The sequence below is a fragment of the Cupriavidus sp. C3SS-1 genome (assembly GCF_057073755.1).
Window position 1 is genome coordinate 24,255 of record NZ_CP172701.1, and the last position, 25,704, is coordinate 49,958.

The 25,704-nt window shown below is 64.5% G+C and carries 25 protein-coding genes and 1 pseudogene; 9 read left to right on the plus strand and 17 right to left on the minus strand.

What is annotated here, in order from left to right; translation table 11 throughout:
• The 5 genes from ACIGJC_RS28580 to ACIGJC_RS28600 are packed head-to-tail and all read left to right on the plus strand — an operon-like array spanning nt 1 to nt 5,557.
• Complete coding sequence (locus tag ACIGJC_RS28580) at nt 1-921, plus strand: ABC transporter permease (RefSeq protein ID WP_483714875.1); 921 nt, start codon at nt 1-3, stop codon at nt 919-921.
• The gene (locus ACIGJC_RS28585) at nt 921-1,922 is read left to right on the plus strand and encodes an ABC transporter ATP-binding protein (RefSeq protein WP_483714876.1); all 1,002 of its coding nucleotides are present in this window, start codon (nt 921-923) and stop codon (nt 1,920-1,922) included. Before ACIGJC_RS28580 ends, ACIGJC_RS28585 begins: the two co-directional genes overlap by 1 nt.
• Nucleotides 1,919-2,956, plus strand: a complete 1,038-nt coding sequence (locus ACIGJC_RS28590; RefSeq protein WP_483714877.1) for an ABC transporter ATP-binding protein — start codon at nt 1,919-1,921, stop codon at nt 2,954-2,956. The genes ACIGJC_RS28585 and ACIGJC_RS28590 overlap by 4 nt, the downstream gene beginning before the upstream one ends.
• Nucleotides 2,957-2,960: 4 nt before the next feature.
• Nucleotides 2,961-4,610 carry an amidohydrolase gene (locus ACIGJC_RS28595; protein WP_483714878.1) on the plus strand — a complete coding sequence of 550 codons (1,650 nt, stop codon included), beginning with the start codon at nt 2,961-2,963 and terminating at the stop codon, nt 4,608-4,610.
• Nucleotides 4,607-5,557, plus strand: coding sequence for a CobW family GTP-binding protein (locus ACIGJC_RS28600; RefSeq protein ID WP_483714879.1), 951 nt, complete (start codon nt 4,607-4,609; stop codon nt 5,555-5,557). Before ACIGJC_RS28595 ends, ACIGJC_RS28600 begins: the two co-directional genes overlap by 4 nt.
• Nucleotides 5,558-5,580: 23 nt before the next feature.
• Here ACIGJC_RS28600 and ACIGJC_RS28605 read toward each other — a convergent pair whose 3' ends face one another.
• The gene (locus ACIGJC_RS28605) at nt 5,581-6,465 is read right to left on the minus strand and encodes a LysR substrate-binding domain-containing protein (RefSeq protein ID WP_483715182.1); all 885 of its coding nucleotides are present in this window, start codon (nt 6,463-6,465) and stop codon (nt 5,581-5,583) included.
• A 332-nt stretch (nt 6,466-6,797) separates the two neighbouring features.
• Here ACIGJC_RS28605 and ACIGJC_RS28610 point away from each other — a divergent pair, with 332 nt between their 5' ends.
• Both ACIGJC_RS28610 and ACIGJC_RS28615 read left to right on the plus strand, forming a co-directional pair.
• Nucleotides 6,798-7,895 carry a porin gene (locus ACIGJC_RS28610; RefSeq protein WP_483714880.1) on the plus strand — a complete coding sequence of 366 codons (1,098 nt, stop codon included), beginning with the start codon at nt 6,798-6,800 and terminating at the stop codon, nt 7,893-7,895.
• Nucleotides 7,896-7,962: 67 nt separating this feature from the next.
• Entirely contained in the window at nt 7,963-8,691 is a 729-nt protein-coding gene (locus ACIGJC_RS28615) for an aspartate/glutamate racemase family protein (protein WP_483714881.1), read from the plus strand.
• 189 nt (nt 8,692-8,880) lie between these two features.
• On the opposite strand, the gene ACIGJC_RS28620 is transcribed toward ACIGJC_RS28615, so the two are convergent.
• The 6 genes and pseudogenes from ACIGJC_RS28620 to ACIGJC_RS28645 form a co-directional block, all read right to left on the minus strand.
• Nucleotides 8,881-9,186 carry a hypothetical protein gene (locus tag ACIGJC_RS28620; protein WP_483714882.1) on the minus strand — a complete coding sequence of 102 codons (306 nt, stop codon included), beginning with the start codon at nt 9,184-9,186 and terminating at the stop codon, nt 8,881-8,883.
• Complete coding sequence (locus ACIGJC_RS28625; RefSeq protein WP_483714883.1) at nt 9,183-10,238, minus strand: ABC transporter permease; 1,056 nt, start codon at nt 10,236-10,238, stop codon at nt 9,183-9,185. The genes ACIGJC_RS28620 and ACIGJC_RS28625 overlap by 4 nt, the downstream gene beginning before the upstream one ends.
• The gene (locus tag ACIGJC_RS28630; protein WP_483714885.1) at nt 10,238-11,782 is read right to left on the minus strand and encodes an ABC transporter substrate-binding protein; all 1,545 of its coding nucleotides are present in this window, start codon (nt 11,780-11,782) and stop codon (nt 10,238-10,240) included. The genes ACIGJC_RS28625 and ACIGJC_RS28630 overlap by 1 nt, the downstream gene beginning before the upstream one ends.
• Nucleotides 11,783-12,083: 301 nt before the next feature.
• Nucleotides 12,084-12,584, minus strand: a complete 501-nt coding sequence (locus ACIGJC_RS28635; RefSeq protein WP_483715184.1) for a LysR substrate-binding domain-containing protein — start codon at nt 12,582-12,584, stop codon at nt 12,084-12,086.
• A gap of 10 nt (nt 12,585-12,594) precedes the next feature.
• Nucleotides 12,595-13,492: pseudogene (locus ACIGJC_RS28640) on the minus strand (ISKra4-like element ISBte1 family transposase); the annotation flags it as partial.
• Nucleotides 13,426-14,136 (minus strand): plasmid pRiA4b ORF-3 family protein, encoded by a 711-nt coding sequence (locus ACIGJC_RS28645; protein WP_483714887.1) that lies wholly within the window; start codon nt 14,134-14,136, stop codon nt 13,426-13,428. The pseudogene ACIGJC_RS28640 and the gene ACIGJC_RS28645, both read right to left, overlap by 67 nt.
• Before the next feature lie 88 nt (nt 14,137-14,224).
• On the opposite strand from ACIGJC_RS28645, the gene ACIGJC_RS28650 reads away from it, so the two are divergent.
• Complete coding sequence (locus tag ACIGJC_RS28650; RefSeq protein WP_483714888.1) at nt 14,225-14,749, plus strand: glycoside hydrolase family 15 protein; 525 nt, start codon at nt 14,225-14,227, stop codon at nt 14,747-14,749.
• A gap of 13 nt (nt 14,750-14,762) precedes the next feature.
• On the opposite strand, the gene ACIGJC_RS28655 is transcribed toward ACIGJC_RS28650, so the two are convergent.
• The 10 genes from ACIGJC_RS28655 to ACIGJC_RS28700 form a co-directional block, all read right to left on the minus strand.
• Complete coding sequence (locus ACIGJC_RS28655; RefSeq protein ID WP_483715185.1) at nt 14,763-15,773, minus strand: branched-chain amino acid ABC transporter permease; 1,011 nt, start codon at nt 15,771-15,773, stop codon at nt 14,763-14,765.
• A gap of 14 nt (nt 15,774-15,787) precedes the next feature.
• Nucleotides 15,788-16,672, minus strand: a complete 885-nt coding sequence (locus ACIGJC_RS28660) for a branched-chain amino acid ABC transporter permease (protein WP_483714889.1) — start codon at nt 16,670-16,672, stop codon at nt 15,788-15,790.
• Between the two features lie 20 nt (nt 16,673-16,692).
• Nucleotides 16,693-17,418, minus strand: coding sequence for an ABC transporter ATP-binding protein (locus tag ACIGJC_RS28665; protein ID WP_483714890.1), 726 nt, complete (start codon nt 17,416-17,418; stop codon nt 16,693-16,695).
• A gap of 13 nt (nt 17,419-17,431) precedes the next feature.
• On the minus strand, nt 17,432-18,208 hold the full coding sequence (locus tag ACIGJC_RS28670; protein WP_483714892.1) for an ABC transporter ATP-binding protein: 777 nt from the start codon (nt 18,206-18,208) through the stop codon (nt 17,432-17,434).
• A 48-nt stretch (nt 18,209-18,256) separates the two neighbouring features.
• On the minus strand, nt 18,257-18,955 hold the full coding sequence (locus ACIGJC_RS28675) for a DUF2848 domain-containing protein (RefSeq protein WP_483714893.1): 699 nt from the start codon (nt 18,953-18,955) through the stop codon (nt 18,257-18,259).
• Between the two features lie 41 nt (nt 18,956-18,996).
• Nucleotides 18,997-20,223: an ABC transporter substrate-binding protein gene (locus tag ACIGJC_RS28680; protein WP_483714894.1), complete on the minus strand. Its 1,227-nt coding sequence runs from the start codon at nt 20,221-20,223 to the stop codon at nt 18,997-18,999.
• Nucleotides 20,224-20,290: 67 nt separating this feature from the next.
• A complete protein-coding gene (locus ACIGJC_RS28685; protein ID WP_483714896.1) occupies nt 20,291-21,628 on the minus strand; it encodes an amidase in 1,338 nt (445 codons plus the stop codon).
• Between the two features lie 2 nt (nt 21,629-21,630).
• Nucleotides 21,631-22,011: a cupin domain-containing protein gene (locus ACIGJC_RS28690; RefSeq protein ID WP_483714898.1), complete on the minus strand. Its 381-nt coding sequence runs from the start codon at nt 22,009-22,011 to the stop codon at nt 21,631-21,633.
• Between the two features lie 48 nt (nt 22,012-22,059).
• On the minus strand, nt 22,060-23,541 hold the full coding sequence (locus ACIGJC_RS28695; RefSeq protein ID WP_483714900.1) for a 4-hydroxyphenylacetate 3-hydroxylase family protein: 1,482 nt from the start codon (nt 23,539-23,541) through the stop codon (nt 22,060-22,062).
• A 44-nt stretch (nt 23,542-23,585) separates the two neighbouring features.
• Nucleotides 23,586-24,113 carry a flavin reductase family protein gene (locus ACIGJC_RS28700; protein ID WP_483714901.1) on the minus strand — a complete coding sequence of 176 codons (528 nt, stop codon included), beginning with the start codon at nt 24,111-24,113 and terminating at the stop codon, nt 23,586-23,588.
• A gap of 364 nt (nt 24,114-24,477) precedes the next feature.
• Here ACIGJC_RS28700 and ACIGJC_RS28705 point away from each other — a divergent pair, with 364 nt between their 5' ends.
• Entirely contained in the window at nt 24,478-25,701 is a 1,224-nt protein-coding gene (locus ACIGJC_RS28705) for an IscS subfamily cysteine desulfurase (protein ID WP_483714903.1), read from the plus strand.
• Nucleotides 25,702-25,704: the final 3 nt, after the last annotated feature.

The following is a 25,704-nucleotide window of genomic DNA, read 5'->3' on the forward strand; positions in this document are numbered from 1 at the left end:
ATGACAATCATGAAGACCACATCTTCCCGGGCCGCCCTCGCCGCCGCCCCTGCACCAGCCGTTCAGCCCGCGCCGAACCGGCATCCCGCCGCCGAGGCAGTCGGCATGTTCCTGCGTAATCCATCCGCTATCGTGGGCATGCTCTGCCTTGCCGTGATCGTGCTGGTCGCGCTGCTGGGGCCGGTGCTCTGCGATGCCGACCCCTTCGCCATCGTCAGCGCGCCGCTCACCCCGCCCGGCGTGCAGGAAGGGCTCTGGCTCGGCAGCGACTATCTCGGGCGCGACATCTTCGTCGGCATCCTCTACGGCGGACGCGCCACGCTCGCCGTAGGCGTGACGGCGGCGCTGCTTAGCGTGTGCATCGGCATTTCCGTCGGTGCCTATGCCGGCTACTACGGCGGCACGTTCGACGAAGTGCTGATGCGCATCACCGAGTTCTTCCAGGTCCTGCCGGCGCTGCTGTTCGCGATGGTGCTAGTCACGCTGTTCTCGCCGACGATGACGACCATCGCGCTGTCGATCGGCGCTGTGAGCTGGCCCGGCGTGGCGCGGCTAACGCGCGGGGAATTTCTCCGGCTCAAGCGGATGGAGTTCGTGACGGCGGAGCGCGCCATTGGTGGCGGCAACCAGCGCATCATCTGGTCAGTCATCCTGCCCAATGCCATCGCGCCGCTGATCGTCTCCGCCACGCTAAGCGTCGACGTCGCCATCCTTTTTTCGGCCGGCCTGGACTTCCTCGGCCTCGGCGACCCCAATGCGATCAGCTGGGGCCTGATGATCGGTGCCAGCCGCGATCACATCCTCGATGCGTGGTGGCCGGTCACATTCCCCGGCATCGCGATCTTCGTTACCGTCCTCTCCGTTAGCCTGATCGGCGACGGCCTGAATGACGCCCTGAACCCTAAACTGAGGGAGCGCTGATGCGTGAACAGAACGTGCTCGAAGTCTCGCGCCTGCAGGTGGAATTCACCACGCGACGCGGCAAGGCCACCGTCCTGAACGATGTGAGCTTCACGCTCGCACCGGGCGAGACGCTTGGCATCGTTGGCGAATCTGGCTGCGGCAAGAGCATGACGTCGCTTGCCATCATGGGACTCATTCCATCGCCCCCGGGGCGCATCGCCGGAGGCAGCATCCGCTTTCGCGGCGAGGAATTGACGGCGGCCTCGCCACGCCGGATGCGGGAGATTCGCGGCAACCGGATTTCGATGATCTTCCAGGAGCCGATGACCTCGCTCAATCCGGTCTTCACTGCCGGCGAGCAGATTGCCGAAGCGCTCATGCTGCATGCGAGCATGTCGCGCGCCGAGGCGCGCACGCGTACCGTCGAGCTGCTGCAGGCAGTTGGCATCCCAGCGCCGGCGCAGCGCGTCGACGAGTATCCACACCAGATGTCGGGCGGCATGCGCCAGCGCGTGATGATCGCGCTCGCGCTGGCCTGCGACCCCGACGTGCTGATTGCGGACGAACCCACCACCGCGCTCGACGTCACGGTGCAGGCGCAGATCTTCGACCTGCTTCGCACCATCCGCGACCGCACTGGCACCGCCATGCTGCTGATTACCCACGACATGGGCGTGATCGCCGAGGCCACCGACCGGGTCGTGGTGATGTACGGCGGCCGCACAGTCGAGACCGGCTCCACGGCCGACATCCTCGCGCGTCCCATGCATCCCTATACGCGCGGCTTGATCGCCTGCATCCCGAAGCTCGATCCCGAGCGACTGGCCGCACGTGAGCCGTTGCCCGAAATCCCGGGGATGGTGCCCTCCATCTGGGAGCTTGGACAGGGATGTCCGTTCGCCGCGCGCTGCCCGGACCGGCAGCCCCGCTGCACCGAACAGGTGCCGCCCGCGTTCGCCGTCGGTGACGGTCACCAGGCAGCCTGCTGGCTGCATGCCACGGAGGAGATGGCAGCATGAATACGGAACATGAGTTTCTCGCGGTGAAGAACCTCAAGGTGCATTTCGAGCGCAGGCGTGCGGGCGTGTTCGCCCGTCCCGGTGTGGTGCACGCGGTGGACGGCGTCTCCTTCACAGTGCGCAAGGGCTCCACGCTCGCGCTGGTTGGCGAAAGCGGGTCCGGAAAGACGACAACCGCGCTGTCGCTCATGCGGCTGGCGCCCATCACTTCTGGCTCTGTGAAGCTGGGTGGAAAGGAGGTGTCTGGCCTCGAAGGGGCCGAGCTGCGGCGGATGCGGCGCCATATGCAGATCGTCTTTCAGGACCCTTACTCCTCGCTGAACCCGCGACTGCGCGTGGGCGCCGCGGTGCGCGCACCGCTCGACCTCATGGCAATCGGCACCCCGGCGGAGCGCGACGCCCGCGTGGCAGAGCTGTTCCGGGCCGTCGGGCTTCGGCCAGAGCAGCAGCAACTTTTCCCGCACCAGTTCTCGGGCGGACAACGGCAGCGTGTCAACATCGCGCGCGCGCTCGCCACACGTCCCGACCTCGTGGTCTGCGACGAGCCGGTGTCCGCGCTCGACGTGGCGGTGCGCGCACAGACGCTCAACTTGCTGCAAAAACTGCAGGCCAATATGGGGCTGACCTACCTGTTCATCTCCCACGACATGGCCGTGGTCGAACACATGTGCGACGACATCGCCGTGATGTATATGGGCTGCATTGTCGAGAAGGCGCCGCGCCACGCGTTCTTCGACCATCCACTCCATCCCTATAGCTGGGCGCTGATGTCGGCAGTCCCGACGCTCGGGGCCGCCCGCGTGAGGACGGGCGAGCGCGTACGGCTCAAGGGCGATCCGCCCACTCCAGTCGACCCGCCCCCGGGCTGCCGCTTCGCGCCGCGCTGTCCGTTTGCCGAGGCGCGCTGCCGCACCGAACGTCCTGTGCTGCGCCCCGTCGGCCAGGAACGCGAAGTGGCCTGCCACCTCGTCGGCGCGGATGGTTCCACGCCCCACGCACGGCTCCACGCGCCGGCTTCCTCTTCCCCCCCCTGACGCCATGACGGACACCATCATCTTCCGAGCCAGGCGGATCATCACGATGAACCCGCACCAGCCCGACGCCACGCACGTTGCCGTGCGTGACGGCCGCATCCTCGGCATCGGCACACTGTCCGACCTGCAGGGATGGGGCGACCACACCTTCGACGACCGCTTCGCAGACAAGGTACTGATGCCAGGGCTTGTCGAAGCCCACTGCCATATCCAGGAAGGCGGCATCTGGGACTATTGCTACGCGGGCTACCATGACCGTCGCGGACCCGACGGCCGGCTCTGGATCGGCCTGCGTGACGCTGCTACGGTCGCTGCCCGTCTGCGCGACGCCGAGCGCGACTTGCGGACCGACGACGAGCCCCTGCTCGCCTGGGGCATCGACCCGGTCTTCCTCGCCGGTCCTCGCCTGTCGCGACACGACCTCGACCGGGTCTCGATGCGGCGCCCCATCGCGGTGCTGCATGCCAGCGGCATCGTCATGACCGTCAACACGGCCATGCTCGCACTTGCCGGGATAGATCGGAACACGCCCATCGACGGCATCGCGCGTGACACTGACGGCATGCCAACCGGAGAGTTGCAAACCTTCGCGTCGATGTTCCTGGTGTTCCAGAAGATCGGCAACGCGTACTTTGCCGCGGCGCACCGTCCGGCCGGCATCTGGAACTTCGGCCGTGTGGCCCAGCTTGCCGGCGTGACCACGGCCGCCGACATGCTGACCGAGTTTACCGACGAGAATGTGGAGAACCTGCGCCGCATCACCGCTGACCTGGCGTTCCCGCTGCGCATCGTCACCGCGCTCGGTGCGCGCTACCAGTCCGCGGAAGCCGGCATCGCTATGCTGGCGCGATGGCGTGGCGAGAACACCGGCAAGCTGCATTTCGGCCCGGTGAAGATTGCCGTCGACGGTTCGATCCAAGGCTTCACCGCCCGCCTAAGATGGCCTGGCTACTTCAACGGCAAACCAAACGGCGTCTGGATGGCTGCGCCGCAACAGGTGGCGGAACTGGTGGCCGCCTATCATCGTGCCGGCTGCCAGGTGAATATCCATGCGAATGGTGACGAGGCCATCGACGTCGCGCTCGACGCCATCGAGCGGGCGTTGACCGAGCAGCCGCGTACAGACCATCGCCATACGCTACAGCATTGCCAGATGGCGGACGCAAACCAGTTCCGGCGGATGGCCTCGCTCGGCGTCGGCGCCAACCTGTTCATCAACCATCTCTACTACTGGGGCGAGGTCCACCATGGCACGACGCTGGGACCGGACCGTGCGCGCCGCATGAATGCCATGCGCACCGCTCGGCGCATGGGCGTCCGGCTCGCTATGCATTCCGACGCGCCGATCACGCCCATCGGGCCGCTGTTCAGCGCGTGGTGCGCCGTCAACCGCCGCACATTGGCGGGCCGGGTGCTTGGCGAAGCCGAATGCCTGACGGTCGAAGAGGCATTGCGCACCATCACGCTCGGCGGGGCGTACGCATTGCGGCGCGAACACGAGATCGGCAGCATTGAGGTCGGCAAGCTGGCGGACTTTGCGGTGCTGGAGGACGATCCGCTGGTCGTGGATCCGATGGCGCTGAAGGATGTGCGGGTATGGGGCACCGTTCTCGGCGGCAAGGTGTTCGCGTCGCCGCGCATGGAGGCGACATGACGGTCCGGCAACGCGAAAAGATTCCACTCACGATCCTGAGCGGCTTTCTCGGTGCAGGTAAGACGACGCTGCTCAATCGCCTGCTGTGCGCGCCGCAGGGACGCAGGCTGGCGGTGATCGTCAACGACTTCGGCAGCCTGCACATCGATGCCGACCTGATGGCCGCCCGTGATGCGAAGGCGATCCATATGGCCAATGGCTGCATCTGCTGCACCATGGGCGACAGCCTCATGCGGACGCTCGCCACACTGCAGGCGGCCGACGATCCGCCGGATCACCTCGTCATCGAGGCCAGCGGCGTCTCGGACCCGTGGAGCATCGCGCAGATCGGCCTGGCGGGCGATGCCTTCGTGCTCGATGGCGTGATCGCCCTGGCTGACGCCGAACTGGTGCGCGTCCATGCGGAGGACCGCTACGTCGGCGACGTCGTGCGGCGGCAGTTGACGGCGGCAGACATTATCGTGCTGAACAAGCGCGACCTCGTTGACGCCGCCACCATGCACTGCCAACGGCGATGGCTCGACACCCTCATGCCCGACGCACGCATCGTCGAGGCCTCGCACGCGGCTGTTGCCACGGAGTTGGTGCTAGGCATCGGTGCCGGGAGAGCCGCGCTTGGGGTGGCCGAAGCCGACGGCGGTGAGCGCGGCCATCTTGCCAACGTGCGGACGTGGTCGTTTTCCGCTTCGCAGCCCCTAAGCACGTCGACGCTGCGGCAATGGCTGGCTGCGCTGCCGCCCGACGTGCTGCGCGCCAAGGGAATCCTGCATACCATCGAAGCGCCGGACCGGCGCATGGTCTTCCATCGCGTGGGCGGACGCTGGAGCCTCATCCCGGATGGCGACTGGGCCGGGAGCGTGCCGGCGTCGCGGGTGGTCCTGCTCGCCATCGGGGGATGCTTCGACGGCGACGCTTGGCTTGCGCGATTTCAGAAAGCCCTGCTGTAGCAGGCCCGTCCCGGATGAATCCGTTAGGCCACGCGGCAGAGCGACGCCAGCCGCTCCGCCAGCCGGTGCACCGCGCCGCCGGCATCCGGGCGGCAGTGCAGCGCCAGCTCGATGGTATTCACCTGCGGCAGCCAGTGATCTGGCCCAAGTACGCGATGCCGATGGTCCACCGCCCTAGCGGGCAGCAAACTGATGCCGAGGCCATTAGCCACTGCGGATTGGAGGCTACCCAAGCTCGTGCTGCTGTAGCTGACGCGCCAGCGCCGCCCACAGGCGTCGAGCGCCGATTGGATCTCGTCGCGATACAGGCCGCGCAGCGGAAACACGGCCAGCGGCAAGGGGTCGTGCTCCAGTACCGGAAAGGCGCGGCTGTCAATCCAGCACAGCCGTTCCGGCCACGCGTAAGTGCTGCTGCGGCTGCCGATCCGCTGCTTGACGATGACGATGTCGAGTTCCTGCTGGTCGTAAGCAGCCTGCAGCCGCGCGCTCAGATCGCAGGTCACCTCTAGCCGGAGCCGCGGATGGTCGCGCACGAACTCGGCCAACAGGCTCGTCAAGGATTCCGTGGCAAAGTCTTCCGGGACGCCGAGCCGGATCGCGCCTTCGGCACGACCGCCGCCCAAGGCATTGCAGACCTCATCGTTTAGATCGAGGATCCGCTTCGCATAGCCGAGCAGGCTTTCCCCTTCTTCCGTCAGAGTGACCTGCCTGCTGTTCCGGTCGAGCAATGCCAGGCCGGTGCTCCCTTCCAGCCGCTGGATCTGCTGGCTGACCGTTGATTGCGTCTTGAACAACCGCTCCGCCGCGCGCGTAAATCCGCCGCAATCGGCGACGACGATAAACGTGCGCAGCAATTCCAGGTCAAGATTGCGTATCGCCCTTCCATTCGGTGCCTGAATCCTTTGCATCTGATCATTTAATTTCACTGCGCACCACCCTGAAATTAATATTTTTTCCAACCCCGAGTATAGCTTCACCGCGGGAAAGAAATACGCCATGGCAAGGTTAACCCTGCCACGATATGGTGCAGCATTTAAGTGAGCAGTTACCTAGACTCTCGCGAGAATTCCGGTCCATTCCGTTCGCCAATCTGCTGGCGGCTGCCGCCGGCTTCTATCAATTCAATCAATAGCGTTTATCGGACAAATCGCTCACCAATACTCGGCATATAACAAGAGCAATCACTATTCGTGGCTTTAAAAAATGTGATCCACCACCGGATCCGGAGGAGAACCACCCCATGCAACGAAAAATCCTGACCGCCTTGGCAGCGGCCGGTCTCAGCTTCAGCGCGGCTGCGCAGACATCGTCCGTCACGCTGTATGGCGTCATCGACGTCGGGCCCGTCTATACCAATCATGTCAACGGCAGCGGCAACAGCCTCGTCGAATTGGCACCGGGAAATATTGGTGGGCCGCGATGGGGCCTGCGTGGCACGGAGGAACTTGGCGGCGGCCTGCAAGGGCTGTTCGTGCTCGAAAGTGGCTTCACGCCGGATACCGGGCAGCTTGCGCAAGGCGGCCGACTCTTTGGTCGCAAGGCGCTGGTCGGCCTGAACGACGCGCGCTTCGGCCAGCTCACGCTCGGACGGCAACAACACACGCTGTTCGATTTCTCCCTAGCCTACGATCCCATGGTGATCGCCACCCGCTACGGCCTGACCATGCAGGACAGCTGGTTCGCCGGGCGTGCCGACAATGCCATCCGCTACGAAAAGCAGTTTGGACCGCTGTCAGCCCGTGCGTTCTACAGCTTCGGCTACAAGGGCTCGGCCAACGGCGCTGGTGAAGTTCCGGGTCAGGGCAAGGTTGGGCGCGAGGTCGGGGCCGGCATCGATTACGCAGGCGGACCGTGGCAGGCCGGCATGGCCTATGACATCGTGTATGGCACGAGCGTCGCTACCGCCGACAACCGCGAACAGCGCGCCGCCGTCGGCGCGACCTACGATTTCGCCAATGCACGTGCCTATCTCGGCTATCGCTGGTATGACGGGCGGTTCAACGGCCAATCGATCATCAGCAACCTCTGGTGGACCGGCGTCATGGTGAACGTGCTTCCCGCCGTGAAGCTGACCGGCTCTCTCTATTACCAGGACTTCCGCGGCACGAACGCCGATCCCCTGGGTATGGTCCTGAGCGCCGAGTACAAATTCTCGAAGCGCACGTTTGTCTATCTAAGTGGCGGCTACTCGCTCAATCGGCACGGCTCGTCGCTCGGGGTCGCTGGCCTGAATGGCGGCAGCCTGCCTGCTGGCAATACGCTTGACGGCGGCTCGCTGCAAGTCACTCCGGGAAAGAACCAACTAGGCGTGGCTACCGGCATGCGCCTCGTCTTCTGACCTGCTGAAGGGAGGCGGCCGACCGGCCAGCAGCGCGAACACATAGTCCAACAGCGGGAAGCAACCCATGAGAATTCTAGTTGTCAACGTCAATACGACGGCCTCCTTAACCGAAAGCATCGCTGCGACGGCGCGCGCGGCCGCCTCGCCGGGCACGCAGATTGTCGGCTTGACCCCGTGCTTTGGGGCCGCGTCAGTGGAAAGCCATTTCGAGAGCTATCTTTCTGCAGTGGCCGTGATGGATCGCGTTTTACGCTACGACGGACCTTACGATGCAATCATACAGGCCGGCTTTGGCGAGCATGGCCGCGAAGGACTTCAGGAACTTGTTGGCGTGCCGGTCGTGGACATTACTGAAGCCGCAGCAAGCGTCGCGATGCTCCTGGGCCGTCGGTACTCGGTCATCACGACGCTTGATCGCGCCGTGCCCATGATCGAGGATCGCCTGAGGTTGGCGGGATTGGATAGCCGATGCGCGTCAATTCGCGCGGCCGCTGTCGCCGTGCTAGACCTGGAGCGGCACGCCGAGAGCGCGCGTGATGCCATCGCACGGGAAGCCGCGACTGCTATATCTACGGACGCCGCCGAGGTCATATGCCTTGGCTGCGCCGGCATGGCCGGACTTGACATCGAGATCCGCGAACGCACTGGCGTGCCCGTGGTGGATGGCGTCGCGGCAGCGGTAGCGCTGGCAGAGTCTCTGGTACGCCTAGATCTGCGCACGTCAAAGGTGCGAAGCTATGCGTATCCGCAAACGAAAGTCCTCGCCGGCTGGCCCCTGACCTTTTCGGGATGAGGCGAACGATTGAGCTCCACACCCGCCACCGCCAAGGCCCCGGGTCGCAAGCACAGTTCGACATCTTGAGATCGAAGCAGCTGATGTCCTGAAAGTGGCGGAACAGACGGTAGTCTGATTGTGGCAGGCCGGCAAGCCTTTCCTCGGCGGCCTGTTTCGCCCCTCATTTGACGCAATGACCGCTTCGTCTCAGAACTTCCATACACCGGTCAAAGGAGTATTCGCACTTTGCGTGCGAAATGTGCCATGAATGCGAGCATCAGCGGACCGATGTTTGTGGTGCTTTACGGAAGATGAAAAAGGGTCCGTACCCAACCAGTGTGCGGCGCCGGGCGGCATCAGGGCATTGCCGATATCGGAAACGTAGACCGTATCCGGCACGACCATCGGCCCCACGATCGCCATCACAACCATCAAGCCGACGATCGCATAGACGCAGGTATCAAACGCGGATGGGGCTGTGCGCAACGCGCCGCGTGCAATGGAAAGATTCATCGCTTGCTCCCGTGAAGTTGTGCGGCGCGGATGCGCGGGTCGACCGCCAGCAGTAGAAGGTCGACCAGCACATTGCTGATGCAGACCACCGCCCCCACGAAGAGCACCGCGCCGAGCACGGCATAGGTGTCTTTCTGCTCGACCGCGTTGGACAGGTATGCCCCCACGCCCTGGCGCCCGAACACGCTTTCCACTAGCACTGACGAGCCGATCATCATGCCGAGGAGTACGCCCACGAGCGTAATGGTGGGGCCCATGGCGTTGGGTAGCGCGTGCCGCAGCATGATGCGGGCGAACGAGGCGCCCTTGGCGCGCACGGGCAGGATGAAATCCCTTTCCAGGATCCCGAGCAGCGAGGCGCGCAGCGTGCGGAAGAACTGCGCCGCGAAGAATGCCGCCAGCGCCAAGGCCGGCAGCACGATGTGGCGCACAGCGTCGGCGAAAGCTGCCAGGTCACCGGCGAGCAGCGCGTCGACCAGCGGCATCTGCGTGCGCGCTGGCACGGTGAAGTCAAGGCTCTGCTGGCCGGAGATCGGCAGCAGGCCCCAGCGGCTCGCCAGCACGTATTGCGCGAGTAGCGCAAGCCAGAACGTCGGCATGCCGCCGGCTGCCACCGCCGCCACCCGGCAGGCCCGGTCGAAGGCGCCGTCGCGCCAGGTGGCCGCCGCCATGGCCGCCGGCACCGCCAGCAACAGGCTCAGCAGCAGCGTGATGGCCACCAGTTCGAGCGTGCTCGGGAACACCTTCAGCACATCGTCCAGCACCGGCTGCAGCGTGCTGACCGACGTGCCGAGGTCGCCGTGCAGCACCTGTCCGACGAAGCGGCCGTACTGCACGACGAGCGGCGCGTCCAGCCCCATGCGCTGGCGCACGGCTTCCACCTGCGCCGGCGAGGCCTCCGGCCCGGCCGCCACCAGTGCCTCGTCGCCCGGTATCGCCTTGATCATCGCGAACACCAGCGTGACGAGGCCGAGCAGCGTCAGCGCGGTCACCGCCAGGCGGCGCGCGACGAAGAGCACGCCCGGCATCCATTTCCATTGCAGCATACGCATCACTTCTTCGCCAGGCGCAGATCGGCGGGCGCCAGCGGGAACACCACCTTGCTGACTTCCGGGGTCTGGATCTGTTGCGGCCGGTACGTGACAGGACGACCCACCGTGTACAGGGGCATGATCACGGACTCCTTGTCGAGGATGGTCTGCACCTGCTTATACAGTTCGCAGCGTTGCGCCGGATTGGGCGAGGCCTTCGCGGCATCCAGCAGGGCATCGACCTTCGGGTTGGCGTAGCCGCTGCGGTTCGTGCCCATTGCATCGGAGCGGTAGCCGCGCAACAGGATCGAGCCAGGGTCAGGGAACTGCGCAAAGTCGTCGAGCAGCATCATCTGGGGAATGCTGTCGAAGCGCGCCACGCTGGCGAGGTAAGCCGCGAAGGAAATCGGCTCAAGCTTCAGTTGCACGCCGATCTCCGCCAGGTTCGACTGCAGCAGCGTGGCCTCCAGCCGCTGCACCTCGACGGTTGGCTGAAAGCGCATCGTGAGTTGGAGGTCCTTCACGCCGGCTTCCGCCAGCAGGCGCTTCGCCTCGGCAAGATCGCGACGCGCGGCGGGCAGGTCGGGGCGACAGTTCATGGTCGCGGGCAGCGGGCCGTTGGCAATGACGCCGTTGCCCTGCCTGATGGCCGACAGGCCGCCCTGGTAGTCATACGCCAGCCGGATCGCGCGGCGCACGCGCGGGTCCGCAGTGGGACCGGTGCGCGAATTGAAGATGATATTCGTCTGGAGTTCGGGCCTGAGGCGGGCATCCCGCACACGCCCCTCCTTGTCGAGCAGCGCCGCATCGCGGTAGCCCATGCCGAGCACGGCGAGGTCGATGTTGCCGGCGCGCAGCTCGTCGCGCTGGGTTGCGCCTTCGTCGATCCGGCGGAACACGATCTGCTCGGGCCGCCCTTCCGCGTTGCTCCAGTAGCCCGGAAAGCGCGATACCACGATGTCGGCATTGCGGCTCCCCGCGAACACATAAGGGCCGCTGCCGGCGTCGTGGGACTGGAGCCAGCCCTGGGCGTCGTCCGTGCCCGCGTTTGCGGCCACGAGCTTCGCTTCCAGGATGTAGATCTTCGACAACGCGCCGAGGAACAGGGAATCCGGGCGCGCCAGATGGATGGTCAGCTTGCGCGCGTCGTGGACGGTGGCCTTGTCGTACCCGTCGATCTGCGACGCGATGCCGAGTCCGAGGCGCTTCAACCGGTCGAGCGTATAGGCGACGTCCTGCGCCGTGACCGGGCTGCCGTCATGAAATACGATGCCGGGGCGCAGCATGACATCGACCGACTTCGCATCGCCCCCCAGCGCGAACGTCTGCGCGAGCTGTCCCACCAGCTTGCCGCTCCCGTCGTAGGTAACGAGCGTGTCGTACAGCGTGCTGGCGATGAAGCTGGTCTGCGCGTAGTCGGTACGCATGGGATCGAGCGTGGCCACCACGCCACCGTTGGCGAAAATCACCGTCTTGCTGCGGTCAAACTTCGCCTGGGCACCGGCCTGGCCGGACAGCGCAATGGCCGCCGCTACGCCCACCACGGCAATTCCCCCCACTTTCACGCCTCGCCTCCCCCACCATCCTTCCACTGCCTGTCTCCTGGTTCTCATGGATTCCTCTCTGGCTTCGGCGATTCGGACATCGCCATTGGTGTATGGCAGTGTATGAGCGGCCAAATTGGCGGAGAACTGAAAAGATCGGGGACAGCGATAACAGACTGGAATGGGGAGAAGGGGGAGGAAAGTGAAGGCGGCCGCGGGCGGAGCCGGCTCCGGCGACGGAAGTGACGCGCACTACCCAGGCGGGTCAGTACGGGAGGGCGCCATGGGATGGTCCGGCGTGGCGCGAAGGGGGGCCCGGGATCTACTCGCCGGCGCGCTCGGCCGAGAGCGCAGCCACCTCGCGCAGGCAGTCGATGAACATGCGGCAGGCGGGCTTCAGTTCCTTATCGGCACGCACGGAGAATCCCACCGCGCCGAGACTGCCGGCTGGTTCGTCGTCCAGCACGCAGAGCAGCCCCGCGTCGACGAACTCGCGTACCGTGGAGCGGGACATCAGACATACGCGTGACGTTTCCATCAGCAGCGTGATGTTGGCGAGGATCGACGACGATTCCACCGCGTCGCGGGGAATAGGATGGCCGTGGCGCCGGATGTAGTTGTCCACGGCCGGCCGCGAGGGCGACTCGGGAACCGGCAGGACCCAGGGGACGTCCGCCAGCCTCGCGGGATCGATCCGCGTGCCCGATGGAACCCGCGCCGCCCAGTAGCGCGCGCCCCCGACGAGGCACAGGGACTCGTCGAACAACACTTCGTGACGCAGCGACAAGGCGTGGGAGATCGGCTGGGGCGGCAGGCGTCCCATCGCCACGTCGGAAGCAATCGAGGACGTAGTCGTCGCGGTCACCCAAGCCGCGTTGGGCAAATCGTACGGTATCCCCGCCGTCCGACAGAAAGGTCACCGGCTGACTGGGTTGCACCCCTTCACGTAACAGGAAGTTCCACATACGATCGGCCGGTCGGCGCTCCAGCTTGTGCACGTAGGCAAAACTATGCCCGCCATCCTGATCCCGCAGGGACTTCCCGACGATCACTTCAAACCAGCCGTCCTGGCGCCGCCGGTGGCCGGCCCGCCGGAGGTAGCCGCCGTCAATGCCGACCGCGCGGATCGGACTGGGCTCTGGGATCTCGGGCAAACCGACGCTCGCGGCCACCTCTTCCTGCTGCCGGGCGTCGATGGCCTGTTCCGCCTCCAGCCGGCGACCGAGCGTGGTGACCTGGCGCCGGGTCGAGCTGGCTGCCAGCACATGATCGAGCGGCAATACCTCCTGCAGGACGTCGACGGTCAGACCATACGACATCAACGCTGCAAACTTGACCTCGAGATACTGAAGTTCTGGACTGACACGCTCAGGCAGACAGCGGGCGACCGGGTCTGAAGCTACGTGCGTCGCCCTGGCACCGCCGGCAGGAGTACAGCCTGGGGCTGTCAATCGACAGTCGTCCGAACGCGCTACGAAAGACCAAGTGATGGTGCCCCTTGCAAGCCAACTGCGCCCCGCAATTGGGACAAACGCTGGTCCGGGCAACCGCTTCGGCAACCTGTGCCGTGACCATCGTGCGCTGAAGACGCCCCTGCAATGATTTCGCCTCCTCCAGATGCAGGCCCAGCGAGCCCACATCAAGCCCGTCTCTCTCGAACTGGGCTATTTCGGTAACGGTGGCTGGCACGCCTCCATCGTCCTGCACGACAAGTTGCAAGCTGATACGCATGGCCGCCCTCCTCCCGTGGAAGCTGCGGCGACCAGTCTACCCCTCGAACCCTCGCAACCGATCATTGACGATCTGACGGTCAAAACGACATCCAGCCATGTCAGCCACGTGCCGACCTCGTCGCGTAGCTCTGCCAACACGATAGGCCGCTCGCGCAGCGACTCGATCCAATCGAGGAACTCATATTCACTGTGTTCGTCCCTGGCCTCCAGATACCTCTCGATTCCGCCAATGTCCTCGGGCGGGCAAGGCCCGCAACCCGCTACGCAACGGGGCAACTGGCCAGGCTGTTTCCGCAGCATACGCCGCTCCATGCGTATCTCGTGGTGCCACCACGCGTTAAAGTCATACACGTAGGCGAAGCCTTCGTGTTCGTGGAGATGAAACGCAGTCAACGGCAGTTCGTTTGCGACTGTGCAGAACCGCAAGATGCCTTCATGAGCTTCGCCGTAATGCCTGCCACGAATGCTAAACGTGTGCAGATGCTCGTCGGCCCAGCCCATGACGACCTGGATGACATTGTGCAATTGCCCGAGCGTCAAGTACTCGGGCACGAGGACGCGTCGCCAAACCGACGGGCTTAGACCGCGCAGAGAAATTCGAAGTTGAAGGACGGAGATCGCCGGCCCAGGATCGGAAGCCATGCCGGCATTGTAGGTGCCTCATTGGCCTCTCAGGAGGGGGCCGGTCGTCAGCCCCCGCTTTGGCGCGGTCTCCATCAAGAACGTCGAGATGCACGACTGGCAAGGTCCGGCGTCGCGCTGGCGCACGGTGCGAGACGCCATCCACGCCGACGTGCTGGCGAACGGCTTCAGCACAAAGTGCAACAGCTTCGTCCAGACCTATGGCGGCAACACCACCGATGCAAGTCTGCTCCTGCTGCCGATGGTGGGCTTCATCGATGGCAAGGATCCGCGCATGCTCGGCACGATCGAGGCCATCGAGAAGGAATTGCTCGCGAACGGGCTGGTGCGCCGGTACCTGCCGTCCCGCACCGAGGACGGCCTGCCCGGTAGCGAGCCAACCTTCCTTGCCTGCAGCTTCTGGCTCGCGGACGCCTATGCCATGGCCGGGCGCTGGCAGCAAGCGCACGAACTGTTCGAGCGACTGCTCCTGCTGCGCAACGACGTCGGTCTCCTGTCGGAGGAGTACGACTCTGCCAGGCACCGCATGGCTGGCAACTTTCCGCAGGCGCTGTCGCATATCGCGCTGGTCAATACCGCCTTGCTGCTCGAGAAGGGCATCAAGCGTGCATGAGGCCGACGCCCCCCTATCCGCGTTCGCGCCCTCCCCCGCTGAACTGTCCGACGATGCCCTTGCGGAACGTCAGTACGCACAGCACGAAGATCAGGCCAGTCACCATCGATACCGATTCACCCAGGCCGTTGAACCACTCCACACCGGTTGCCGCAGCCAGATAGCTCCCGAGATCGCCGAGCTTGTTCTCCAGCGCGACAATCACGAACGCGCCGACAATCGGCCCGGAAAGCGTGCCGAGGCCGCCAACCAGCGTCATCAGGATCACGGCGCCTGACATCGACCAATGCACGTCGGTCAATGTCTCGAAGCCGAGCACCAGCGCCTTGAGCGAGCCGGCCAGGCCAGACAGCGCCGCCGACAGCACGAATGCGGAGAGCTTGAAGCGATCCACGTCGTAGCCTAACGACACCGCGCGCGGCTCGTTCTCCTTGATCGCCTTCAGGAACTGGCCGAACGGAGAATGCACGGTGCGGACGATCAGCACGAACGCCGCCACCACGATCGCCAGTGCCACGTAATACAGCATGAGGTCGTTCTCCAGCGACAGCACACCAAACAGCCGGCCGCGCGGGATGCCTTGCAGGCCATCCTCGCCTCCTGTGAATGGTGCCTGCAGACAGAGGAAGTACAGCATTTGCGCAAGCGCCAGCGTGATCATCGCGAAATAAATGCCTTGCCGACGAATGGCCAGCATACCCATCACCAGCCCGATCAGCGCGCCGGTGCCCGTGCCAAGCAGCAGCCCCACTTCCGGCGTCACCCCCCAGGCCTTCATCGCATGTCCCGCGACATAGCCGGCGCCGCCCAGGAATGCGGCATGTCCGAACGACAACAACCCCGTGTAGCCGATCAGCAGGTTGAACGCACACGCAAACAGCGCAAAGCACAGCACCTTCAGCACGAATACCGGATACGCGCCAGCGAATGGCGCAGCGACCAGTGCAACTAGAAGCAGGCCGTACAACGCCGCTTTCGACACGCGCCACACAGGCGCCTGCGGCTGGAGCACCACTGCAGTCATCGATGGTTCTTGCATCATTTCTCCTTTCCGAACAGCCCAGCGGGGCGCACCATCAACACCAGCGCCATGATGATGAACACCACCGTCGACGATGCTTCGGGATAGACCATCTTGGTCAGGCCTTCGATCACGCCAAGCCCGAGACCGGTCAAGATCGATCCTGTGATCGAGCCCATGCCGCCGATCACCACCACCGCGAAGACAACGATGATCAGGTTCTGCCCCATCAGCGGCGAAACCTGCATCACCGGCGCGGCGAGCACGCCCGCAAACGCCGCCAGCGCGACACCGAAGCCGTAGGTCATGGTGACCATCAGCGGTACGTTGACGCCGAACGCTTCGACGACCTTGGCGTTCTCGGTGCCGGCGCGCAGGAAGCTGCCCACCTTGGTCTTCTCGATCAAGTACCACGTGCTGAGGCACGCCCCGAGGGATGCGGCGACGACCCAGGCGCGGTAGTTCGGCAGGCGCATGAACCCTAGGTCGGTCGCGCCCTGCAGCACGGAAGGCGGCGCGTATGGCAGGCCTGAGACACCATAGGTCGAGCGGAACACGCCTTCGATCACGAGCGTGATACCGAGCGTGAGCAGCAAGCCGTAGATGTGATCGAGCTTGTAGATCCAGCGCAGCATCGTCTTCTCGATGACGACACCGAGCGCCATGACCACCAGCGGCGACAGCAGCAGCATGGCCCAATAGCTGAGCCCGGCATATGCCATGCCGCCCCACGCGAGCAGCGCGCCGAGCATGAACAGCGCGCCGTGCGCAAAGTTGATGACATTGAGCAGGCCGAAGATCACGGCCAGCCCAAGGCTCAGCATCGCATAGAACGCGCCGTTGACAAGCCCCAGCAAAAGCTGGGACAGCAGCACGGAAATCGGGATATTGAACAGTTCCATGAAATGTCCCCTATGGGTCCTTATACGCCCAGCAATTCATTGAGCACGGGCATCTTCGCCTGCAGCTCGCTCTCTGCGAAGCGCTCGACAATGCCGCCGTGCTCCATCACATAAAAACGGTCAGCCAGCGGCGCGGCGAAGCGGAAGTTCTGCTCCACCATCACCACCGTGTAGCCCTTCTTCTTGAGCATCAGGATCATGCGAGCGAGCGCCTGCACGATCACTGGCGCCAGACCTTCCGAGATCTCGTCGAGCAGCAGCAGGTTCGCGCCTGTGCGCAGGATGCGGCCCACGGCGAGCATCTGCTGTTCGCCGCCCGACAGACGCGTGCCCTGGCTCTGGCGGCGCTCCTTCAGGTTCGGGAACATCTCGTAGATCTCGGCCTCGCTCAAGCCCTTGCTGCTGTCCGCGCCCTCGAGCACCGGTGGCAGCATCAGGTTCTCTTCGCACGACAGGCTAGAGAAAATCGCGCGTTCTTCGGGGCAGTAGCCGATGCCGTAGTGCGCGATCTTGTGCGTGGGCAGTCTAATGGTCTCGTGGCCGTTGACCTTGATCGAGCCTTTGCGCGCTCCAGTGAGGCCCATGATCGCGCGCAGCGTCGTGGTGCGGCCCGCGCCATTGCGGCCCAGCAGCGTGACCACTTCGCCGCGGTTCACGGTCAGGTCCACGCCGTGCAGGATGTGCGATTCGCCGTACCAGGCGTGCAGGTCCTTGATTTCAAGCGCGGGTACGTTGGATGTCGTCATGTCGATGGCCTCCTCAGTGCGCGCCCTGCAACTCGGCGTCCGCGGTGCCCATGTATGCCTCCATCACGCGCGGGTCTTTCGAGACTTCCGCATACGGACCTTCGGCCAGGATGGCGCCACGCTGGAGCACCGTGATCTTGTCGGCGATCGACGACACCACGTTCATGTTGTGCTCGACCATCAGGATGGTGCGGCCCGCCGATACCTTCTTGATCAGCTGCGTGACACGGTCCACGTCCTCGTGGCCCATGCCCTGCGTCGGCTCGTCGAGCAGCATCAGCTCGGGTTCCATTGCAAGCGTCGTGGCAATCTCAAGCGCGCGCTTGCGCCCGTACGGCAGGTTCACCGTGACGGCCTGCGCGAACTCGGTCAGGCCAACCTGGTCGAGCAGCCCCATCGCACGATCGTTGAGCACGTCCAGCGAACGCTCGCTGCGCCAGAACTGGTACGCGGTGCCAAGCTGACGCTGCAACCCGATACGCACGTTCTCCATCACCGTCAGGTGCGGGAACACGGCCGAGATCTGGAACGAGCGGATCACACCGCGGCGCGCGATCTGCGCGGGCTTTTCGCGCGTGATGTCGATGCCGTTGAAGAGGATGGTGCCGGTGGTCGGCTCCAGGAACTTGGTGAGCAGATTGAAGCAGGTAGTCTTGCCGGCACCGTTGGGCCCGATCAGCGCATGGATCGAGCCGCGGCGCACGCGCAAGTTGACCCCGTTCACAGCGGTGAAGCCCCGAAAGGACTTCGCCAGGCTGCGGGTTTCGAGAATCAGATCTTCATGAGGCATGGACGGATCCGGTGAAGTGTGGCGGAATCCCGCGATACAGGGCGCGCATCAGCCCTGCACCGGCAGCGAGACGACTTCGTAGCCATGCCGCAGCGTGCGGCCCAGGATCGGGTCTTCCAGCTCGATCTCGAAGCGCTGGGCCGGCCTGATGCCGCCGATCGCCGGCAAGGTGCCGCACAGCATCGCGGTGCCATCCGCAAACTCGCCGCCATGTTCGGCGAACCGCGCGATCAGATCGACGGGCGCCCGCATGGCCGTCACAGGGCCTTCCTGATACAGCACGCGCTCGCCGTCGATGGTCGCGTATGAGCGCAGCATCAGTGCATCCCAGTGTCCTTCCACATCAGCCAGGCGCCACAGGGTCGCAGCACAAGGCTTCTCGCACATCTGCTTGGACACAGTGATGCCGTAGGTCTCCACCTCGCGGTCGGTATGGTCGGATGCGATGCCGACGAGCACCTCGCCGCCATCCTTCACCAGCAGGAACTCTGCCTCGCCGCTGCTGGCCTGGCCGCTGACCTGGATCTGCTCCGGCGCGCCGAGACGCTCGGCGGCTACGCGATAGAAGACTGGCGTGTAAGGCGGACGCTTGACGCCGAGTTCTTCCAGTTCGCGAATATGGGCTTCCATGGCCGCGACGTCACGTCCGGTCCATCCGGCGACGACGAGTTGGTGGATGTTGAAGGCACGGCTTGCGCCGCAGTCACGGCCGTCGCGGCTGTCGATATTGAAGTTGAGTGTTTTCATGATGGGGCGGAATCCTGTTTCGGGAGATGAACGGACAGTGCTTACTTGTGCACGAGTGTGCAGGCGCTGGCGCTGAGCGGGCGGAATGCTTCGTTCGGGGGAATCACGCTTTTGATCTTGTAGTAGTCCCACGGACGCTTCGATTCTTCCGGGCGCTTGACCTCGACGAGGTACATGTCGTGCACCATCAGGCCGTCGGCGCGAATCCTGCCGTCTTTCGCGAAGAAGTCGTTGACGGGCGTCTCGCGCATCTTCGCCATGACGGCGTCGCTGTCGTCGGTCTGCGCGGCCTGGATGGCCTTGAGGTAGTGCAGCGTCGACGAGTACACACCGGCGTGGACCAGCGTCGGCATGCGCTTGGTCCGCTCGAAGAAGCGCTTTGACCATGCGCGCGTCGCATCGTCGCGATCCCAGTAGAACGACGTCGTGAGCAGCATGCCCTGCGCGGCCTGCAACCCTAGGCTGTGGATGTCGCTGATGAACATGTGCAGCCCCGCGAGCTTCTGCCTGCCGCCATTGCCGATCCCGAAGTCCGCGGCCGTCTTGATCGCGTTGACGGTATCGGCACCGGCATTGGCGAGCCCGATGACCTTCGCGCCCGATGCCTGCGCCTGCAGCAGGTACGAGGACAGGTCCGCCGAATTGATCGGGTGCTTCGCCTTGCCCGCGAGCTTGCCACCCGACGCCGACAGCGCGTCGGTCGCATCCTTCTCTAGCGACGCGCCGAGCGCGTAGTCGACCGTCAGGAAGTACCAGCTCTTGTCGCCCGTCTTCGTCAGCGCCTTGACCGTGTTTGCAGCGAACGCGTAGGTGTCGTAGGAATACTGGACCGTGTAAGGCGAACAGTCCTCGTTGCTCAGGCGCGTGGTGCCCGCGCCGCTCGCCATGACGATCTTGTGCTTGAGCTTGCCGAGGTTGGACACGGCCAGTGCCACCGACGACGGCAGCGCGTCCTGGATCACGTCGACCTTCTGGTTGTCGAACCAGCCGCGCGCCAGTGTTGCGGCGACATCGGTCTTGTTCTGGTGATCGGCACTGACGACCTGTACGGGAGCGCCCAGCACCTTGCCGCCGAAGTCCTCCGCAGCCATCTGGGCGGCCACGACCGAGCCCTTGCCGCCGATGTCGGAGAAGATTGATGACATGTCGGTGAGGACGCCGATCTTGACGACCCCGTCGCTGATCCGGGGCGATTCCGCGGCCTTCGCAGTGGCGGCACATAGCATGGCACTGGCCAGGACGGCCGCGCCCATTCGCATTGCAGGCATTGCAGGCATTGCAGGCATGTTGTCTACTCCAGGGTGGAATCTCTTGAGGAATCTGGATACGTTGTGACTACCGTTGCAGGGCGGCTTCCACCGCCATACCGATCGCCAGCAGCCGCCGGTCGCTCAGGTGGCGGCCGAACAGCATCAGGCCGACCGGCGCTTCGCCGCGGCGATGGCACGGCACCGACAGCGAGCAAAGGTCCAGCATGTTGGCGATGGCCGGGTTGCGCAGCAGCAGGCGGTTGATGCGGAAGAACGCTTCGTCATCGTCGAGGTCGGCAATGCGTGGCGCGACGATCGGTACGGTCGGCAGCACGACGGCGTCGAAGCCAGCCAACTCCGCATCGGCCTGTAGGCACAACGCAGCGCGCCGGCGAAGCGTGCGCAAGAAATCCGCAGCGCGCTGCGCATCGGCCAGGCGGATGCGCGACAGTACGCGCGGGTCATAGGCGCCTGCTTGTTCCGCCAGCAGATCCGCATGCCACGCGCTGGCCTCCGCCGCTACCAGACCGCCGTTGGCGCCGAGTTCGGCAAGGTGGTCCCAACTGTCAAAATGCACATCCTGCAACCGCGCGCCGGCGGCCGAAAGCTGCCGCAATGCACGGCTGAACGACTCAGCCACTTCATCGCTGACGCCTTCGAAGACGAGCCCGACCGGTACGGCCAGGCGCAGTCCGGCGAGCGGCGCGGCGACCAGTGGCGTCGTATCCTCGCCCGCCATCACCGCGTCGATGTCGGCGCAGCACGCGACCGTATTGGCCAGGCAGCCTACGGAGTCGTAGCTCGATGACAGCGGCACGGCGCCGTCCAGCGGAATACGGCTTGCCGTGGGCTTGAAGCCCGCAATGCCGCACAGTGCCGCCGGAATCCGGCACGAGCCGCCCGTATCCGAGCCGATCGCGGCCAGCGCCATGCCATCGGTCACCGACACCGCGGCGCCCGACGACGAGCCGCCCGGAATGAGTTCCGACGCGCGGCCGTACGGATTGCGCGGCGTGCCGTAGTGCGGGTTGATGCCGACGCCCGAATAGGCGAATTCGGTCATGTTGGTCCTCCCGACAAGCACCGCGCCAGCCGCCCGCAGCCGTGCAATGGCCGCCGCGTCGGCAACAGCCGGACGCTCCGGCAGTACGCGCGCACCGGCCCGAGTCACATCGCCTTGCACATCGAACAGATCCTTGACCGAGATGGGCACCCCTGCGAGCGGACCGGCGATGCCGTACTCGCGCAGCAGGTCGCTCGTATGCGCCTGCTTGCACGCGGCCATGCTCACGCCGTGTGGAAAGACGCGTGCGCCTTCACCGCCCGGGTTGCAGATGCGCTCCACGCAGGACGCCAGCAGCGACGCGGCGTTCGCGCTGCCGTCAGCCAGTTGCCGCAAGGCGGCTCGTACGGTGGCAGTCATGATCAGGCCGGGTCGTAATAGTGGATTTCCAGCAGCATGCAGCCGGTGTTCGACTTGAACGGGCCGTGGAATGCGCCGGGCGGGCGGCATGCGTAGGTGTTGGGCACGAACGCTTCGCCACCCTCGCCTTCCGCGTCGTTGCCAACGGTCAGGTCGCCGCTGATGAGGTAGACCTCTTCCCAGTACTCATGCACGAACGGCTTGGTCGTGAACACACCGGGCTCGAAGCGCAGCAGGCGCGTACGGCTGCCGCTGCGGCCCGGCTCGTCGAGTTCGCCGGACAGGATCTTCTGCTGGATGCCGGCCGGATAGCCGTGCGGCACTTCCCAACCGGACTGCAGGTCCACCGTGTGGAATTCGTCGTGAAGCTTGTTGATCGCCATGATCATCTCCTTGTGGGGTGGATCTTCAGTAGGGGGTAAGGACCGGCCTCAGGCAGCGCGTGCGAGCGCGCCCAGTTCCGCTTCGAGCGAATAGCTGCCGAGCATGTTGTCGACGAGGTGCGCGGCGCGCTTCCAGTCGTATGTGCGGTAGGCATGGCCCTTCGTGACGAAGGACGCGCCGGCATAGAACATCTCGTACTGGTTGTGGCGCGATGCGAACTCGGAACCCACGGCGTCCCACGCGAGCTTGAAGAACTTGACGCGTTCCTCCGGGCTGCAGACCGGCGACTTCTGCGTCTTGCCGATGATCTCGGCCAGCACCGGGTTGGCGAAGTCATCGATGCTGGAGGGCAGCATGATCATGCCGCCGCCGGCCAGCTCGCGCAGCGTATTGAGCACCTTGGCGTAGAGCTGCTGCGTCAGCACCTGCGAGCCGTACAGCATGCTGCGGTCCGGCACGTAGTAGCCGTTGACCATCTGGCCCTTGGCTTCCATCGCATAGACCCACGCCTCCACCATGCCGGCCTCGGCGGCCAGTTGGCCGAGCATCTCCTTGACCTGCGGGAAATTGCTGGTGCCGTTGACTTCGGTGATCTTGTGCGCGATGCCGACCAGGAAGCGCAGCTTGACCATCAGCCGCACCTGGCACTGGTAGTTCTGGTAGCTGTGCGCCGGCGTGGCGTGGAACTGCTTTGAACACATCGCGACATCGCCGGCGACGAAGACGCGCTCCCACGGCACCTTCACGTCGTCGAAGTAGAGCACCGCGTCGTTCTCGTCGTAGCGGCTCGCGAGCGGGTTGTCGAACACCGACGTTGCATTGGCCTCGTACGACTTGCGCGACATCACCTTCAGCCCCTTGGTGTTCATCGGGATCGCGAACGACAGCGCATACATCTCGTCGCCTTCGCGCAGCGGCTGGATGCAGCTGCAGAACACCTCGTTGGCCATGATGCCGCTGGTAGCCAGCATCTTCGCGCCGCGCACGGTGATGCCTTCCGCGTCCTGGTCGACGATGCCCACGGCCAGGAACTTGTCTTCCTGCTCATGCGCGGACTTCGACTGATTGGCCTGCGGGTTCACGATCACATAGGTCAGGAACAGATCGTTGTCACGCGCATAGCGGTAGTAGTCGCGCAGCGCGCCGGCACGCCTCGGATCCGCCCGCTCGAACACGTCGATGCCCATGTACATGCCCGAAATGCACGATGCGACGTGATCGGGCGAGCGGCCCATGAAGCCGTAGTGCAATTCGGTCCACGCCTCCAGTGCATCGCGGCGCTGCACCAGTTCGTCGTAGCTGGTTGGCAGTTGCCAGATCCGGCTGACCTCGTTGGGTGAGCCCTCTGGCTGGAATGTCATCCGGTCGAGGTTCTCTGGCCGCGCCTGGAAGTCATAGAGACTCGCGTAGCTGCCGATCGAATTGCGGAAGGCGGGATGCGTGGTGACATCGGTCACGCGCTTGCCGTCCAGATAGACTTCGCGTCCATCGCGTAGCATGGCGATGTGCTGGGTACCGGTCTTGACCATGTTCTTTCTCCTGGTGACTGCTGGATTGGGTGCTTGTGGTGGAATCAGGCGGCAGCCGGGCTGGGATCCAGCGCGCGGTATTTGCCGCCAAAGAAGATCAGGGGGCGCCCGTCCTGCCGGGCCCGGTGGCGAACGACGCGTCCGATGAAGATCACGTGGTCGCCGCCATCGTGCTGTGCATACGGCTCGCACTCGAACGTGGCCAGCGCATCGGGCAGCAGCACGTGGGTCGCCGCATCGCGTGCGCCGAAGTCGATGCCATCCCACTTGCCCGAGTTCGCACGGGCAAAGCGGTTCGAGAGATCCTGCTGCGCCTCGGCCAGCACGTTCACCGCGTAGCGCGGCGTCGCGCACAGGTCGTCCAGGCTCTGGCAACGGCGATCCACCGAGAACAGGATCAGCGGCGGGTCCAGCGACACGGAATTAAACGACGCCACCGTGATGCCCACAGGCGAGCCCTGCTCCCGCGGCGCGGTGATGACGGCGACACCGGTGGCGAACATGGCCAGCGTGCTGCGGAAATGGCGTTGGGCATCGGGATCGATACCGCCCACAACGGATGACTCAGACATCACTACTCCTACGCATGTTGTCGACCTGACTCGTTTGCTTTCGTTGTTAGCTTTGTTTGTTATGGAATATTCAACGCTAATAAAGTTGGCTATTCAAGTTAGTGGAAATACCTAGACGACGGATGAAAGCTGTGTCGACGGCGAAAACATGCATCCCGGAGAACCTTTCCAGAGAAGGATTTCCGGGCTTTTTCGCCTGACCGGCGAGCCGTGGCGTGCGTGTGCCGGTGACCGGACAACAACCCTATCGCCGGCATGGAGCGTCGGAAATTTTCGCGTTCCCGGTGCTAGACTCGGCTCGCGCCATGGCACGAGCCTTCGTTCGCCGCGTGCCCCGTCCTACCGACACCAGAGCAGAAACATTATGCAAGCCGAGCCCCAGACCTTCCCGATCTATATGGACTACAGCGCGACCACGCCGGTCGATGTCCGCGTCGTCGAGAAAATGGTTCCCTTCCTGCACCAGCACTTCGGCAACCCGGCCTCGCGCAGTCATGCGTATGGCTGGCACGCGGAAGACGCCGTGGAAACCGCACGCGCCCATGTCGCCGCGCTGTTGAATGCCGATCCGCGCGAGATCGTCTGGACCTCCGGCGCAACGGAGGGCAACAACCTTGCCATCAAGGGCGCGGCGCATTTCTACCGTGGCAAAGGGCGACACATCATCACGGTGAAGACCGAGCACAAGGCCGTGCTCGATACGTGCCGCGAACTCGAACGCCAGGGATTCGAGGTGACGTATCTCGATGTGCGCGAAGATGGCCTGATCGACCTCGATGCACTGCGCGGCGCGATGCGCCCGGACACCATCCTGGTGTCGGTGATGATGGTCAACAACGAGATTGGCGTGATCCAGCCAGTGGCGGAAATCGGGGAGATGTGCCGCGCCGCGGGCGTCGTTTTTCACTGCGACGCGGTGCAGGCTGCCGGCAAGATTGCAATCGACCTTGAAGCGCTCAAGATCGACCTGCTCACCGTGACCGCGCACAAGGTCTACGGTCCCAAGGGCATCGGCGCGCTATACGTGCGCCGCAAACCCAGGATCCGGCTCGAAGCGCAGATCCACGGCGGCGGCCACGAGCGCGGCATGCGTTCGGGCACGCTGCCGGCGCACCAGATCGTCGGCATGGGCGAAGCGTTCCGGATTGCGCAGCTTGAACTGGAGGAGGAAGCGCGCCGGGTCGGCGCGCTGCGCGACAGGCTGCTCGCCGGCCTCACGCAGCTTGAAGAGGTCTACGTCAACGGCACCCTCGCGCACCGCATCCCGCACAACCTGAACGTCAGCTTCAATTATGTCGAAGGGGAATCGCTGATCATGGGGATTAAAGGCGTGGCGGTGTCATCGGGCTCGGCGTGCACGTCGGCGTCTCTGGAGCCGTCATTCGTGCTGCGTGCGCTTGGCCGCAACGACGAACTCGCGCATAGCTCGATCCGCTTCACGCTGGGCCGTTTTACGACGGACGCGGAAGTCGACGAGGTTATCCGCGTTGTCAACGCTACGGTAGGCAAGCTGCGTGAACTGAGCCCGCTGTGGGACATGCACAAGGAAGGCATCGACCTGCGCACGATTCAGTGGGCCGACCACTGATGG

Coding starts and splice junctions, on each gene's coding strand:
- ACIGJC_RS28580 (WP_483714875.1), top strand. CDS start 1: ATGACAATCATGAAGACCACATCTTCCCGGGCCGCCCTCGCCGCCGCC.
- ACIGJC_RS28585 (WP_483714876.1), top strand. CDS start 921: ATGCGTGAACAGAACGTGCTCGAAGTCTCGCGCCTGCAGGTGGAATTC.
- ACIGJC_RS28590 (WP_483714877.1), top strand. CDS start 1,919: ATGAATACGGAACATGAGTTTCTCGCGGTGAAGAACCTCAAGGTGCAT.
- ACIGJC_RS28595 (WP_483714878.1), top strand. CDS start 2,961: ATGACGGACACCATCATCTTCCGAGCCAGGCGGATCATCACGATGAAC.
- ACIGJC_RS28600 (WP_483714879.1), top strand. CDS start 4,607: ATGACGGTCCGGCAACGCGAAAAGATTCCACTCACGATCCTGAGCGGC.
- ACIGJC_RS28605 (WP_483715182.1), bottom strand. CDS start 6,465: ATGCAAAGGATTCAGGCACCGAATGGAAGGGCGATACGCAATCTTGAC.
- ACIGJC_RS28610 (WP_483714880.1), top strand. CDS start 6,798: ATGCAACGAAAAATCCTGACCGCCTTGGCAGCGGCCGGTCTCAGCTTC.
- ACIGJC_RS28615 (WP_483714881.1), top strand. CDS start 7,963: ATGAGAATTCTAGTTGTCAACGTCAATACGACGGCCTCCTTAACCGAA.
- ACIGJC_RS28620 (WP_483714882.1), bottom strand. CDS start 9,186: ATGAATCTTTCCATTGCACGCGGCGCGTTGCGCACAGCCCCATCCGCG.
- ACIGJC_RS28625 (WP_483714883.1), bottom strand. CDS start 10,238: ATGCGTATGCTGCAATGGAAATGGATGCCGGGCGTGCTCTTCGTCGCG.
- ACIGJC_RS28635 (WP_483715184.1), bottom strand. CDS start 12,584: ATGGGACGCCTGCCGCCCCAGCCGATCTCCCACGCCTTGTCGCTGCGT.
- ACIGJC_RS28645 (WP_483714887.1), bottom strand. CDS start 14,136: ATGGCTTCCGATCCTGGGCCGGCGATCTCCGTCCTTCAACTTCGAATT.
- ACIGJC_RS28650 (WP_483714888.1), top strand. CDS start 14,225: ATGCACGACTGGCAAGGTCCGGCGTCGCGCTGGCGCACGGTGCGAGAC.
- ACIGJC_RS28655 (WP_483715185.1), bottom strand. CDS start 15,773: ATGACTGCAGTGGTGCTCCAGCCGCAGGCGCCTGTGTGGCGCGTGTCG.
- ACIGJC_RS28660 (WP_483714889.1), bottom strand. CDS start 16,672: ATGGAACTGTTCAATATCCCGATTTCCGTGCTGCTGTCCCAGCTTTTG.
- ACIGJC_RS28665 (WP_483714890.1), bottom strand. CDS start 17,418: ATGACGACATCCAACGTACCCGCGCTTGAAATCAAGGACCTGCACGCC.
- ACIGJC_RS28670 (WP_483714892.1), bottom strand. CDS start 18,208: ATGCCTCATGAAGATCTGATTCTCGAAACCCGCAGCCTGGCGAAGTCC.
- ACIGJC_RS28675 (WP_483714893.1), bottom strand. CDS start 18,955: ATGAAAACACTCAACTTCAATATCGACAGCCGCGACGGCCGTGACTGC.
- ACIGJC_RS28680 (WP_483714894.1), bottom strand. CDS start 20,223: ATGCCTGCAATGCGAATGGGCGCGGCCGTCCTGGCCAGTGCCATGCTA.
- ACIGJC_RS28685 (WP_483714896.1), bottom strand. CDS start 21,628: ATGACTGCCACCGTACGAGCCGCCTTGCGGCAACTGGCTGACGGCAGC.
- ACIGJC_RS28690 (WP_483714898.1), bottom strand. CDS start 22,011: ATGGCGATCAACAAGCTTCACGACGAATTCCACACGGTGGACCTGCAG.
- ACIGJC_RS28695 (WP_483714900.1), bottom strand. CDS start 23,541: ATGGTCAAGACCGGTACCCAGCACATCGCCATGCTACGCGATGGACGC.
- ACIGJC_RS28700 (WP_483714901.1), bottom strand. CDS start 24,113: ATGTCTGAGTCATCCGTTGTGGGCGGTATCGATCCCGATGCCCAACGC.
- ACIGJC_RS28705 (WP_483714903.1), top strand. CDS start 24,478: ATGCAAGCCGAGCCCCAGACCTTCCCGATCTATATGGACTACAGCGCG.